At 50.2% G+C, this 13,819-nt stretch carries 10 protein-coding genes and 1 tRNA gene; all 11 read right to left on the reverse strand.

What is annotated here, in order from left to right; all coding sequences use genetic code 11:
- Positions 1-3: 3 nt before the first annotated feature.
- The 11 genes from ACMAY6_RS08510 to murB all read right to left on the reverse strand — a co-directional run bounded on the left by ACMAY6_RS08510 (position 4) and on the right by murB (position 13,817).
- A complete protein-coding gene (locus tag ACMAY6_RS08510) occupies positions 4-1,251 on the reverse strand; it encodes a cytochrome P450 (protein ID WP_435210980.1) in 1,248 nt (415 codons plus the stop codon).
- Positions 1,252-1,274: 23 nt separating this feature from the next.
- A complete protein-coding gene (locus tag ACMAY6_RS08515; RefSeq protein ID WP_435210982.1) occupies positions 1,275-2,102 on the reverse strand; it encodes an SDR family NAD(P)-dependent oxidoreductase in 828 nt (275 codons plus the stop codon).
- A 108-nt stretch (positions 2,103-2,210) separates the two neighbouring features.
- Positions 2,211-4,052, reverse strand: a complete 1,842-nt coding sequence (locus ACMAY6_RS08520) for a DUF1302 family protein (RefSeq protein ID WP_435210983.1) — start codon at positions 4,050-4,052, stop codon at positions 2,211-2,213.
- 24 nt (positions 4,053-4,076) lie between these two features.
- A complete protein-coding gene (locus ACMAY6_RS08525) occupies positions 4,077-5,063 on the reverse strand; it encodes a WD40/YVTN/BNR-like repeat-containing protein (RefSeq protein ID WP_435210985.1) in 987 nt (328 codons plus the stop codon).
- Positions 5,060-6,433: a DUF1329 domain-containing protein gene (locus ACMAY6_RS08530; RefSeq protein WP_435210987.1), complete on the reverse strand. Its 1,374-nt coding sequence runs from the start codon at positions 6,431-6,433 to the stop codon at positions 5,060-5,062. Before ACMAY6_RS08530 ends, ACMAY6_RS08525 begins: the two co-directional genes overlap by 4 nt.
- Before the next feature lie 70 nt (positions 6,434-6,503).
- Positions 6,504-8,936, reverse strand: a complete 2,433-nt coding sequence (locus ACMAY6_RS08535) for an efflux RND transporter permease subunit (protein WP_435210988.1) — start codon at positions 8,934-8,936, stop codon at positions 6,504-6,506.
- Positions 8,937-9,537: 601 nt separating this feature from the next.
- Positions 9,538-9,906, reverse strand: a complete 369-nt coding sequence (locus ACMAY6_RS08540) for a nuclear transport factor 2 family protein (RefSeq protein WP_435210990.1) — start codon at positions 9,904-9,906, stop codon at positions 9,538-9,540.
- Between the two features lie 109 nt (positions 9,907-10,015).
- Positions 10,016-10,089, reverse strand: a tRNA-Cys gene (locus ACMAY6_RS08545).
- Between the two features lie 217 nt (positions 10,090-10,306).
- A complete protein-coding gene (pgsA, locus tag ACMAY6_RS08550; protein WP_435210991.1) occupies positions 10,307-10,876 on the reverse strand; it encodes a CDP-diacylglycerol--glycerol-3-phosphate 3-phosphatidyltransferase in 570 nt (189 codons plus the stop codon).
- A gap of 86 nt (positions 10,877-10,962) precedes the next feature.
- Entirely contained in the window at positions 10,963-12,789 is a 1,827-nt protein-coding gene (gene uvrC / locus ACMAY6_RS08555) for an excinuclease ABC subunit UvrC (protein WP_435210993.1), read from the reverse strand.
- Positions 12,786-13,817, reverse strand: coding sequence for a UDP-N-acetylmuramate dehydrogenase (gene murB, locus ACMAY6_RS08560; protein WP_435210994.1), 1,032 nt, complete (start codon positions 13,815-13,817; stop codon positions 12,786-12,788). The genes uvrC and murB overlap by 4 nt, the downstream gene beginning before the upstream one ends.
- Positions 13,818-13,819: the final 2 nt, after the last annotated feature.

A 13,819-nucleotide genomic window follows, 5' to 3' on the forward strand; every position in this document is an offset into this window, starting at 1 on the left:
CTTTTAAGCAGGCACAAAATTAACCGGACAGCTTGAGGGTCCGTAGTTAATAAAGTTTCGATCTTGATATGTCACAGGGCCACTACCTTGGTCGACCCGCTGATAACGGTCCAAGATGCCGTTAATCATGGCTGCCGCCTCATTTCGGGCAACAATGGACGCGATGCAGTGGTGGATACCGTGGCTAAAGGTTAAGTTTTTCCCCACATTTGGGCGGTTTAAAATAAACTCATGAGGACGTTCAAACATTTCAGGGTCGTGGTTCCCTGCGCCGAAAAAAACGCAAACCCACTCACCTTTCTTGATGGGCGTTCCCCCGATTTCGGTATCCTCTAAACACTCTCGGAATAGCCTCTGAATCGGGCCATCCCGTCGAATGCTCTCCTCTAGGAAGGGTCGGACCAGCGATCGGTCATCGCGCATTTGCTGATAAAGCTCAGGCATTTCCAGCATCGCCGCCACCTGATTACCAATCAGAAACACACTGGATTCAGCACCACCAGCAACCATCGTGATACAGAAACGCACAACTTCTTCAGGCGTCAACTTGCGGCCATCTTCTCCGCTAGCCTCAATAAAGCCTGTCAGCAAATCGTCATTTGCCATTCCACGTTTGATCATGTCGTATCGCTGACCCACTTGGTCGGTGTAATACTCATGAAGCTCCACGTTTGATTGAGCCTTTTCAGCCATTGTCATTGTGGAGGTACCCATGTACGCGTCAGCCCAGCCTCGGATCTTCTTAAAATCTTCAGCAGGGGTACCCAAAAGCCTTGCAATGAACTTGGGTGGCAAATCAGCAGCTAAGTTCGTCATTACATCTAAATGCCCAGAGCCTTCTTCATTAAGCATGTCGGCAACGGTATCGTGCAGCCAAGGCGCAACATCTGCTTCAACACGTTTAGGAGAAAAGGCCTTTCTCGCGATGGTACGTAGCCAGGTATGCTCAGGCTGATCATGATTAACCAACATTAGTGTGGGAGCGTCTGATTGTTCTTGCATGCGATCACGCGAAGAAAAAATTTGATGATTAGACGCCACATGAACAAGGTCTTTGTATTTCAAAACCGCCCAAGAGGGTATGGGCTCATCCATACCTTCCACTGTTCCCGGTGGGAAGCCTCGCACACCAAACTGCAGCGGCTTATCACGCAACATATCGTAGTAAGGGAAAGGGTTACGAATCACCGCAGCTTGTTCTAAATCACGAGCGTGAAACTCGTCTCCTGCTATCACTAAATCATCTGACATTTAAACGTCCTCTTTAATTTTGTTCAGGTAGCGTAAAAACCGCCGTCAATAACCAGTTCTGAGCCCGTGACATAACGGCTCGCATCTGATGCTAGGTAAACGACGCCGGCCGCAATATCGGAGGGTTGACCGGCCTCCCCCATCGGGACTGCGGCTAAAAACCCCGCTTCTGACGCTTCCATGCTGGGAGCAACGCCAAGGGCAACAAGCTGTTCATGAAATAAGGAACCCATATCACTGTCTATGATTCCAGGGTGTATTGAGTTGCAACGAATATTTGTTTTTAACAACGCACATTCCGCCGCGACCGATTTCGACAACAAACGAACCGCACCTTTCGAAGCGTTGTAAGAAGCCAGAGCAATGGTTCCAGAAAGCCCCATGACAGAAGACATATTAATAATCGAGCCGCCCCGACCGCTGATTCCATCGGGTCGCATGGCCCTCAGAGCATACTTACAACCCAAGGTTGGTCCAGCAACATTGACATCCTGAACCCGCCGGAACTCATCAATATCGAGGTCAGCAAGAAAGTTCATTGGAACGATCCCTGCATTGTTTACCATGATGTCGAGGCCACCGAAGGTTGAGACAGCTAAAGCCACTGCAGACTGCCACTCCTCCTCATTGGTGACGTCATGCTTCATCCAGGCCGCTTGCCCACCTGAAGCATTCAATGCGTCTGATACCGCCTTTGCACCTTCGTCGTTCACATCAGTTGCCAGTACTGAAGCGCCGGCAGACATCAGCGCTCTGCAAATTTCTGCGCCTAAATTGCCTCCGGCACCAGTAACCAAGGCAACCTTGCCATGCAATTGAAACGCAGCTTTGTAGTCTTTCACTTCACCCATAAATCACCACCATTTACCTATTTTTTCGTTCGCTCATCGGTCGTTAGCGCCGTTCAGGCTTTCAGATTGGCATCCCATCTGCTGAAGGCGCTGCCTCCTTACGCGAGGTTAGAACTGATATGTCAGTCTGAAAGCCACTTCTTCTACAAAATCAAAAGTCGACATGGCATCCATGTTGTCGTCACCGCCGCCGACGAAATTGGCGAATACCTCCGCACTGATCGACTTGCTAGGCTTGTAGCGAATTCCGGGCTGCACAAGGTAGCCGCCCTCTGTGTCGTACAAGAAAGCAAAATCTGTGCGCCACTTAAGCGTTGGCGAAGGCTGCTGGAATGCAAACGAGACAGCGTTGAAGCTACTGCGACCTGTGGGAGGTCCAAAGGGATTGGCACCATAACCGTCTAAGTGGCGACCAAAAATATCGCTCTCGGATTTATGCAGCCACTGAAACACCATATAGGTCGCAGGGAAGCTTTGCGAAAACCTGTGGTACTTCTCGACAACTAGCGAGGTGATGTACTCATCTTCAACGAGGAAGTCGGCCCCCAATAACGATGGGTCGGTAAAGACGCGATCTGGTGTGTAGGTTGCCTCGAAGCGGACAATTAGTTGATCGATAAACGAATCTGGTTCGCCAAAAAACATATAGTTAGCACCGAACCCATATATCTCCTCTCGATGGAAGGTACGCTCAATATGGCCTTTAAATTCCCCCAGCCCAAGATTTGGTGAGAAAAACGCATCTAGTACCGTTGTTGAAAGAGCGTAATTATCTACAGGTGTATCTGGTGGCAATCCAAAATTACCTAACGCGCCACTTACCAGCGCTTGTGCAGCCGGGAAATCATCAAGCAATGCCTGAAGATTGCTACCGTCCAGACGGGACCCTGCGGCCTCTGTCATCCACTGGATCGCGGAATAAATGCCTAATCCACCTGAAATCGGCTCAAAGGGCGTCTGAGCCAAAAGGCCGCCAATGCCAGGATCGGCGATTCCGGCGCGATCAAAAACGTTAACCCCAGATTCCGTCCAGCGGAAGGCGCCATCAGGATTCATCCTGTCCGTATAAGTAAACTGCAAGCCTAGCTCGCCGATCTGCCCCCGTAACCGAGCACCAAAATTGAACTCGTCATCGACTGCATCAAAGCCCTCCTCTTGATGTACTGTAAAAGTAGAGGTAATAGGGTTGTATGGCGTATTGGCGTTGGATAGTACTGTGGGTTGAAACTCCTGTATCCAGCCCTCTAGCTCCCAGTCGTTTTGGAAGCGATAACTACCCCGGATGCCTAGTGCGGGAACACGCTTGTCAGCGAACTCCTCTGACGCCCAATCGAACGCCGAGTGTCGACGCAGGTCTAAGCCATTAGGGTTATCCAAAACCCTGAAGAAAATAGATTCGCCCCAAGCGATCTGCTGATTACCTATGCGTAACCATAAAGGCCCAGAGTTGTAATCAACGTAGAACGAAGGCAGATCAACCATGTAGTCAGAGCCGCATACCTCTAAGCGCGTGGCACATTCACCGCGGAAAGGCGACTCAAAATAGTTTGTCTCACCCGGACCACTATCGTACGTATCCCACGCATAAAGCCCGCGCACTTTTGCAACGAACTTCCAATTGTCATTTATAGTGGCGTCGATATCGATCTCAGCCCGCGTCAACATGACATTCCAGTCGTTGCTTTCGGTAAATGATGCGGGTCGAGTTACGGTTCCAGGGGGAATCCCCAACAGCTGGTCGACCACATTGGGAGCCGCAACGCCGTTGTAAACATTACCAGACTGGTTCCATGGGTTTTCGTTACTACTGTCAATGCTGTAGGCACCCTCCTGCCGAACAAACCCAGAGACGTACCAGTCGATCGCGAGCGCTGATTGAGAAAGCCCTGCCAATAACATGAGGCTTGCTTTTGTGAGGGTTCTCTTAACCCCACTTTTATTTATTTTCATTATGTTTCCTCTGTTTGACTGTTTTTATTGCAATTCAAGTTTCAAAATATTCGCCCGGTGACCGGCAACAAAAATTATTGACGCGCCAATCTCGCTTTTAGGTGACACTTCCAAGCCCTGGTACCAGCCTTCTGCAAAAGCAGGGCTTCTACTGAGGCTCCAGTGGGCACCACCGTCGACGCTGAAAATCAGTTGTCGCATACCCGTAGCTACAATGAGGCCATCGTTCAGGCTGGTTACGTTAAGTAGAATGTCGGTCGTCGGTGTTTTAATCGGGGTCCATGAAGTGCCCGCATCAGATGTCGACAGAAGCGTTCCCTCCTGCCCCACCGCATATCCAATGCCGGAGCTATTAATATTTAGACCAAACAATGAAGGCTCACCGCGCTGACGAGTTATCCAGGATTGCCCCTGATCAACCGACTGAAGAACAAGAGAAAATTCACCCACAATTGTGACAACGCCCTGCTCAGAAATATCAACGTCGTACAGATGGGGATCAACGTAATCGTCAAGGACTGCAAACCAATCAACGATTGATGAGGACCAGCTTCCTCCCCCATCTGCCGACACCAAAATAGTGCCGAACGCCCCAACGGCCACCGTTAACCCAGCCGCATGTGAATGGGCCACACTCATCAGACGCGCATCAGAATCTGTTGATACCGCCTCTACAGTGCCGTCCGTAAGCCGATATATCTCACCACTTTGACCGACATATAGTTCGACTCCACGGCCACACTCGACGTCTAGCAAAGCAACCTCGGAAAATCGTTCCGACTTAATCCACGTATCACCGCCATCTGCAGATGATAAAATCAAACCTGCCTCACCCACGGCAATTGCTTTCGATTCATCGACACACAGCCCGTAAATCGCCTCATGCTTGAATCCAGCGTGAACACTTTGAACATTCGTTTTTTCTAGGCTGAGAGGGCTGGCCAGCGCAAAGCCGCTGACCAATGGAAACATCCAGAAAAAACTAAAGCGAAAAAGCCGCCTTTGCATCACGCACCCAATCGTCGAATTGCAGGAATGGTCATGTACTTTTCATACAGATCGCCCTGATTCCAACCAGACTTGTATCCACCTCTAATCTGATCAGCCTGATAGAATCGGCTCATGCGATTGGTCTGGATATCGTGCACATGACACTTTGTCCACGACCACCCGGGGTGTGCACCATCCATCTTAGTGGTGTCGCCATCGACGTACTGACTCGTTGTCGCCTCAACAGACTTCCACAATTCACCGCGACGATCGTAGGTAACGCAGCTGGTAAACATCATATTTCGTGTATCAAGCCAGACACGCTTTTTCCCTACAGGTGCTCTGGGATAGCCGGTTGGCTCCATATCAACAACGATGCATTCGGGCACCAGTTCCATAGCCGTTTCAAAGAACGTTTGACCCTTCGGGCCACCGTGCACAGAAGGCTCTGAGTTTGGATTGCTGCCGTGCCAGTTTTGAGAGACACCACCCAACATCGGCTTGCGCTCGACAACCTTATAATTGCCCCAGGTCAGCATGGGATCACCTGCACACCAACCATCAGACAAAAACAGGGTGATTCCTGGAACCAAGGGCTCAAATCGCTGACTCGAGGGGAAGCGCCTCACGCGCTTAAACGCAGGTATATAACCGTAAAGATCTGGGAAGCGTCGTTGGTCGTTGTACCAAGTGCTTACAAATGAGGTTCCCCTCGAATCATTTGGGTAGGTAAACCAGATCGAGTTGTAGCGGAGTATGTCTTCCTTGCCAGGCCAATAAGGCTCAGTACTATTAACCAGTCCAATGGTGTTCTGCTCACTCCAGCAAAAATCATACTGATACTGTTCACTGCCGTCAGGTCCGATGTCCCAATCTCTAATCCCGTAGAGAGCCTGATCATGACGGCCCCAGCTTAGCGTGAGGTTGGCGTACGCCTCTAATCCTGTTTTTGCATCGGGAAATGGGTTGCCGCCAATCCAAGGTGACCCGTCTGCAGTGATGACGTTACCGTTCTCATCGAGTTGCGCCTTACCCTGGTTGCGGAGTGTAGCCTCGAGATATTCATGTGGAAAAAGCTTGGTAACGTCCGTAGTGGATTTAACGATCTTGATCTGCCTGCCCATATCTTTTACTTCGATATAGGCGATTGGATCCAACAGATCCTTTACATACTCGACGTTGTCCGCCGTAATCATGTCACCCGTGCTCACTTTACCCTTCGTGTAACCCTCTATTGAGAGCAGCTCGTCAGGGTACGCCTTGGTAATATCTTGGGCGTTTGATATCAATGGCCAAAGAGGCGCAAGTACACCAGCACCCAAAGCTCCTTTACTGACAGTTTCAAGAAAATGCCGTCGGCTAAAGTTGTGATCGTATTTTTTGATATGCATGTTTTTCCACCTGGTTATTTTTTTTCTAAAATTTTTGTGCGGGGCCTACTGTTTGCCCATCACGCCTTAATCAAGTTGAAACAGAGGAAACCGCGCCCTCTAACTGCCCTACTTCGCGTTCAAGAACCATCAAATCCTCTGAGGCAAGAAATTTTGGCCGCACAAACCAAACCTCTAAAGGAATCACAACTAGTGCGATTACCATGTTGATAAGCATCACCATGACTAAAAGCAGCCCCATATCCGCAAGAAATTTCAAGTCAGACAGGAAATACCAGGGCAAAATCGCAATCAGAACAATCGTCGCGGTAAAAAGAATGGCCTTACCCGTCGTCGCTACCGCCCTATCGATTGCCTTTGCATAGTCCTCACGCTCAGAGAACTCCTCACAAATTCGGCTTAGTAGATAAATGCCGTAGTCGATACCTACCCCAACGCCGATGGCCGTAATTGGAAGCGTGTTTACATCGAGTCCAATCCCTAGCTGAACCATCACAGCGCCTAACAATAGGTTTGATATATTCACGGGTATGAGCAGTAAGATACCTGCAAGCACAGAGCGGTAGGCATAACTGCAGGTTGCAAGAATGACTAAATTGAGCAACCCAAGGATCACCCACTGGTAGTCATCAACAGTGTCATTGATCGACTGCTGCAGAGCGATTGTTCCACTGCCCAAGCGCACCGTGAAGGCCTCGTGATCGACACCAATTGACTCCACCGCAGCCGCAGCCTGCTGCAGCGCAACGTCAACGGTTTCCTGTTTATTGTCTTTGTACCAGAGTGATACTGTAGAGTTTTGCTGAACAAAGTCTGTTACGTGAAGAAAAGCTTTAGGACCCGTGCCAACCATCACGGCATTTGCTGCAGCAGTAATGGCACCTTGCTCACGATCCAGGGGAGACCATTTAGGGTGTCCACCACTAAACAAGCGGTTGGCCTCGGGCAAATAGTCTGCGAAGGAAAGTGTCGCTACCGGCGGCGATTCACCCTGCTCGAGGGTATTTTGAAGAGCCAGCATCGAAAAGACAGTATCCGCTTGTCGGGATACACGCCTTGGATTCGTAGGGTCCTTAGCTTCAAACACAATTTCGAGGGTATTTAGCCCGGCAAAGTGACTATTAATTTGCGAGACAGCCTGGTTGTAGTCTGAATCCTCCCAAAGTAGGTTTGAGCCTTCCACGGGATTGCCGACTTTTATTTGCAGCACCTGACCTATACTAAAGACAACCACCACCAGCAAAGCCGACGCCGTAAAGCGAGCACGCCTGCCATGGCTTAACTTACCAATAAAGCCCAGAGCTCCATAAATCAGCCGATGACTTCCCCCACTACCCGCCTCATGTCCCAGAATACGCTGCACATTTTTAGGCTCAGGAAGCAATGAAAGAATGATGGGTGAAAGGAGGACATTCGTTGGAAATAAAATTAACGCCCAAAATCCGCAAAATAAGGCGAACCTCTCCATGGCCGGAATGGGTGCAACCATGATGAGAAAAAGACCTGCAGCGTCAGTTAAAATACCAAGAAAGCCAGGCGCCATCATTACCTTCAGCGCCCGCTCAGCAGCGGAGCGTTTATCTGGGCAGATCTGATAAATCTCGTAATAACGCTCTACGAACTGCACACAGTGGCTAAACGACCTTGCGACCAATAGCAAAGGTACAACCATGATCAGCGGCTCAATAGGTGTACCCAACCAACCGACAAACCCAAAGCCCCATATTGCGGCGACAAAACTTGTTACCAACGGCGTCACAACTCCAGCAATATTCGACATATACACCGCTAAGGAAAAAACCAGCGCCGCGATCGTCACTCCGAAAATTGCCAACATCTCTTGCTGATGGCTGTAAACCCAGCCCGTCAGTATGGGTTGTCCTGCCACGTAGACGTCGTGCTTTGCATCACTGTTGTCCGCCGCGAGCTGCTGCACGTACTCGAACACATCGGCGTAATCGAGCCTGCGCTCGATAAACGTTGCGGTAATTAGCGCGGCAGTGTCGTCTCCAGCCACGAGAAAGGCCTTGGCGTTAGGCGCCTTGGCTAAGCGTGACTGGAACTCCAAAACCTCATCGGGATTTGTCGGTGCACGATCCCCCATCAAAGGCTGGCTATCGATACCAAAGGGCGTTGCTTTGGAGTAACGGGCCTTCTCCGTCGCCACAGACAAGATCTGATCGTGATCCACACCCGGAGCAAGGTCGATATCTCGCGTAATGTCCCAAACTTTTTGCAGCGTAGTGGCGTTGTATATATCGCCCTCACGCGCTTTGACCATGATGGTTACGGTCAGCGGGTTGCCAAAGTTTGGGTGGTCTTTGTAGGTTTGTACGAAAGGATGATCTTTGGGCAGTAAATCTGAAAATATGGTTTTTAATTCGACGTCTTGCAGGCCCCACGCGAAGAACAACGTGGTCATTAGCAGCAAAAGCGAGGCCACCCCCCTGTTCCTCATTAAGGCAGAGGCCAAGCGACCGCTTATTGTTGAGGCTCCTGACATTTACTTCTCTTTAATTTTGTTATGGCGTGAAATTACACTCCATTTTTTAATATGTCCATAGGAAACCTTTATTTTTTGACACTAAGCAATGTTTTCACTTTGTCATGAAGTGATCGTTGGCCGCTAGGAGTCGGCAAGAGGGGCATTGAAAGGATTGGCAAGAGAATAGTAGACAAAGACATCCCGAAAAAAAGCCGTCATATTCGCACCAGATCCTTGGCACTAACTAAATCCAGCAACAGGGTATTAACATCCTTTTGATGTGGCCCAGAGTTTTACCTGAAAAGGACCTACAAGGTTGAATAATCGCGGCACAACCAATGACCTTTTGCCTTTTGCCTTTTGCCTTTTGCCTTTTGCCTTTTGCTTTGGGCTTTGGGCTTTGGGCTTTGGGCTTTGGGCTTTAGCTTTTAGCTTTTAGCTTTTAGACAAATCTAACAAGCCGCGTGGTCATCGTGACATAAACTATCCGGCGAGGATTACAACGAACTCCGCTAGCTCGGAGTCAAGGAAGGTTGTGGCGCTCTAGTAGGTACAAATAGAGAACATAGGATTGGAACAAACCAACGACAAGTACTGTCCCCGTCGAAATCACAACCCGTTAAGTCTCAACATGGAACAACTTATTTAGGATTAGCCATTGCCCTTCAAGCTTAATGAAGGACAACGTGTCGAGGAATACCAGCCCAAGGTAGCCGTCACGCACGCGAGCCACCGCCGTTTGTCCTGCGACTTCCAAAGAAATTACTTCTAATCTAGCCGGCTCCCCTTTTGATTTAGGCGACGGTTGCTGAGCCGCCACAAAATCGCCGAATTCCGATACCGTCATGTGTTGGTAGCCATTTGGGAGGTAGCCGGATATCCATGCATCGGGGTGAAAAGCAGCATGGGCTTTATCGCTGCTAGATTCGTACATGCAGGCAAAGTACACCTGAATAACGTTTTCTATTTTCTGATGATCGGTCGACATGGAACCCCCTGCGCTAGTTAATGCGGGAAAAGCCATACAGCGACTTCAGATTACACCACAAACAAAGCAACTGTTGTTCTTACAGCTGCTTGCAACTTGGGAGATAAATTGGAGGCTCGGGTCGGAATCGAACCGGCGTTGACGGATTTGCAATCCGCTGCATTACCACTCTGCCACCGAGCCTTGGAGAAACTTTCTAAGAGATTGCTACAGCCTCGCTGCAGCAGGCGCGAAGTATACGCATGCCGTGACGCAGCGGCAACGGTTTAGTCTGAAATGTCTCGATGGATGGGCGTATATGGTGGCAAGTCCATGCGCACCTACAGCGCGATGCGCGAGACATGCTGCTATTTAATTAGCGTCTAAATGCCGACCGAGCTTCCTACCGCTGCAGTGACGATTACTGCGATTCACTCTCTTGAATCACTGCAAAAAATGAACGGAGGTACACCATCATAGACCACAACGTCAGCAACACCGCGACGATCAGAACCGTCTTTCCCAAGATAAACCAGCCGGTGGTCGCATATTCTGGTAACAGCAGCAATAGGAATGAGATTGCAATCATTTGTAAGGTCGTCTTCACTTTTGCAATCTGATTTACCGCCACCGAGGCTTCTTTACCCAGTCTAGCCATCCATTCCCGCAAGGCGCTAACCACGACTTCGCGTCCTATTACCACGCACGCACAAAGGGTAATTAAAACGTCATCAAACCTTGCCGTCAGCAAAACCAGTGCCGTAGCAACAATGAGTTTGTCGGCCACAGGATCTAAAAAAGCTCCAAAAATCGTGGTCTGCCCAGAGCGCCTCGCTAACCAGCCGTCGAGTAAATCCGTGAGCGCGGCGGCACCAAATAAAGCCGCTGCCCCCCAGTTACCCCAGGGTGACCCTAAGTGCGCAAAAAGCACCAAGACGGGGATGGCTGCGATACGCAGCAGCGTCAGTATGTTGGGCAAATTTAGCGGCAAAGGCTAATCCTCAAAATGATGATGTCACAAGCTTTTAAGCTTGAGCCCGTACGAGTGTGGCACACCCGGCCTCGATCAAAAAGGCTTCAATCGTTAATGCTATGTAGGTGGTCATAAATTGTTTGCGCAAGACTGGAATTAATGCCCTCGACTTTGCACAACTCTTCTACACGAGCTCCTGACACCCCCGATGCACTGCCAAAATGTCGCAGCAATTCGCGACGCCGCTTGGCGCCTACCCCCGGAATACCCTCCAAAGTCGACGTTTTACGAGCCTTTGCACGTCGTGCCCTATGCCCCGTAATTGCAAAACGGTGCGCTTCATCGCGAATTTGTTGTATCAGGTGAAGCGCAGGGTTGTCACCACGAAGTACCGACTCTTTACCCGTTTCACCATCGACAAGGGTTTCAAAACCGGCTTTACGAGTGGTTCCTTTAGCGACCCCCAAAACCCGAACATTCTCAATACCGTAATGCCCAAGCACACTCATAGCCTGCGAGACCTGCCCCTTACCACCATCGATAAACAATACATCCGGCAAACTTCCCTCACCAGCAGCGAGTCGCTTGTAGCGTCGCTCCAATGCTTGTTGCATAGCCGCATAGTCATCACCGGGCTGAATGCCTTCGACGTTAAACTTTCGATAATCCGCTTTTCGGGGGCCTGTGTTATCAAACACAACACAGCTCGCCACCGTTGCTTCACCAGAGCTATGGCTAATATCAAAACATTCCATTCGCGTCGGTGGCGCATCAAGATCTAACTCTCGCCTCAAGCTCTCAAGCCTACCCGCCATGGTTTGTTTGCCGCTAAGGTGCGCAGTTAAATTCGTATCAGAAGTTTGCTGAGCCATTTCAAGCCAACGCGCCCTCGCCTCACGAACCTTTGAACGAATCTCTACCTTGCGCCCCGCACGAATGCTGAGAGCCTCCGCTAATGGCCCTGCACCCTCGGGAAGGTCTGTCACAATAATTTCGTGTGGAATAACCTGTTTGCCTGATAGATAAAACAACGGCATGAACGCCTCCAAAACGGCATTCGCGTCCTCATCGAGGCGGGTTGGCGGATAATAAGTGCGACTCCCCAACACTCGTGCCTCACGAATAAATAGAACCTGCACGCATGCTGAACCATTGGCGACTGACACCGCTAAAACATCGAGGTTCCCGCGTACGCCTTCAATACCCTGCACAGTCTGCACTTTTTGCAGTTGCATCAGTTGGTCACGCCGCTCCGCTGCCTCCTCAAAGCGCAAATCTGTTGAGGCGCTTTCCATCTCATCCGCAAGTCTGCCCATGAGCTCCTGAGATTTTCCGGTCAAAAAAAGGTCAGTCTTTTCAACTTGCTCGGCGTAGTCCTCGTCACTGACCAACCCAACGCAAGGTCCACTGCAGCGACCAATCTGGTACTGCAGGCAGGGCCGTGAGCGGTTGCGAAAATAGCTGTCCTGGCACTGCCTGACCTTGAGAACCTTCTGCAGCAAATGCAGCGTCGAACGAACCGCACCGGCACTGGGGTAAGGACCAAAATATTCGCCCTTGCGCCGCTTTGGGCCCCTGTGCAGCGCCAATCTTGGCCATCGGTCGTGGGTACTAAGGTAGATATAAGGATAAGACTTATCGTCTTTGAGGCTAATGTTATATGGAGGTCTATGCTCTTTGATCAGGTTGTGCTCGAGCAGTAAAGCATCGACCTCGGTGCTGGTCACCGTGACTTGAATGTCCCTGATGCGATTTACGAGTGCCATCGTTTTTGCAGTTAGTCCACTCGCACGAAAATAACTGGTGACGCGATTTTTAAGGTTTTTAGCCTTGCCCACGTACAGCAGATCACCCTCTTTCCCGTACATCTGGTAAACACCAGGTCGGGTTGTCAGGTTTTTTAAGTAGCTCTCAGCATCAAAATCGGTCATTGCAATTTATCGTCGGAGACGCCTAAAACCTGGGGCTCAAGTACCAGCTCAACGCCAAATCTCTCCTCGACCGACTGCTGAATAGCCTCTGCCAAACCCAGTACAGCTGCAGATGAAGTCGCTGTTCGATTCACCAGAACTAAACTGTGAGCCTCCGACACTGCCACGCCATCGACTTCTTTCCCTCGCCAACCTAAATCGTCAATCATCCACGCCGCTGACAATTTGATTAATGCAGAATCTGTGTCGTACTGCGGCAAATCGGGGAAGCGTGCACCAAGACGTTTCGCCACATCGGTCGGCACCAACGGGTTTTTAAAAAAGCTGCCCACGTTTGGAATTTTTTTTGGATCGGGCAAACGCTGACTGCGCACTTTCACGACAGCATCAAAGACATCCTCATGGCTGGGCTCTGCTCCGTGCAGGGCAGCCTGCAACGTCGGGTATGAAGCTACGACTGCCATGTTCCTGTGCAGCTGAAAATCGACCGCTGTAATAATTAAAGACTTTCCTTTCGGCTGCTTAAATACACTCGAACGATAGCTGAACTGACAGTCTTCGGCGGTTAAATAAACAAGTGCATCGGTCTGAATATCAATGGCTTGGACACCGACGATCCGTTGCGCTACCTCGACACCGTACGCCCCAATATTTTGTACCGGAGCAGCTCCTACCGAACCGGGTATCAGTGCAAGATTCTCAAGACCATAAATCCCTTTTTCGCAGCACCACGCTACGAGGTCATGCCAATTCTCACCGGCGGCCACACGGAGTCGAACTTGCTCCCCGTCATCCCGCTGGAGCAAGGTCCCCTTGAGGGCCATCTGCAACACCAAGCCCTCAACCCGGGGTTGGAGGACAACATTACTGCCTTCCCCTAGAGGCGACACCGGCAAATTGCGCTCCCTCGCCCATGGCAATAATGCTTGCAAAGATTCCAAGGACTCGGCTCGCGCGAACCACTGTGCAGTTGCAGATAAGCGTAAAGCATTGCAGCGCTTTAAAGAAAACGAAGCCTCAACTGCCATGG

Origin of the sequence: Luminiphilus sp. nBUS_16 (assembly GCF_051201645.1) — a bacterium.
Taxonomy (GTDB): domain Bacteria; phylum Pseudomonadota; class Gammaproteobacteria; order Pseudomonadales; family Halieaceae; genus Luminiphilus.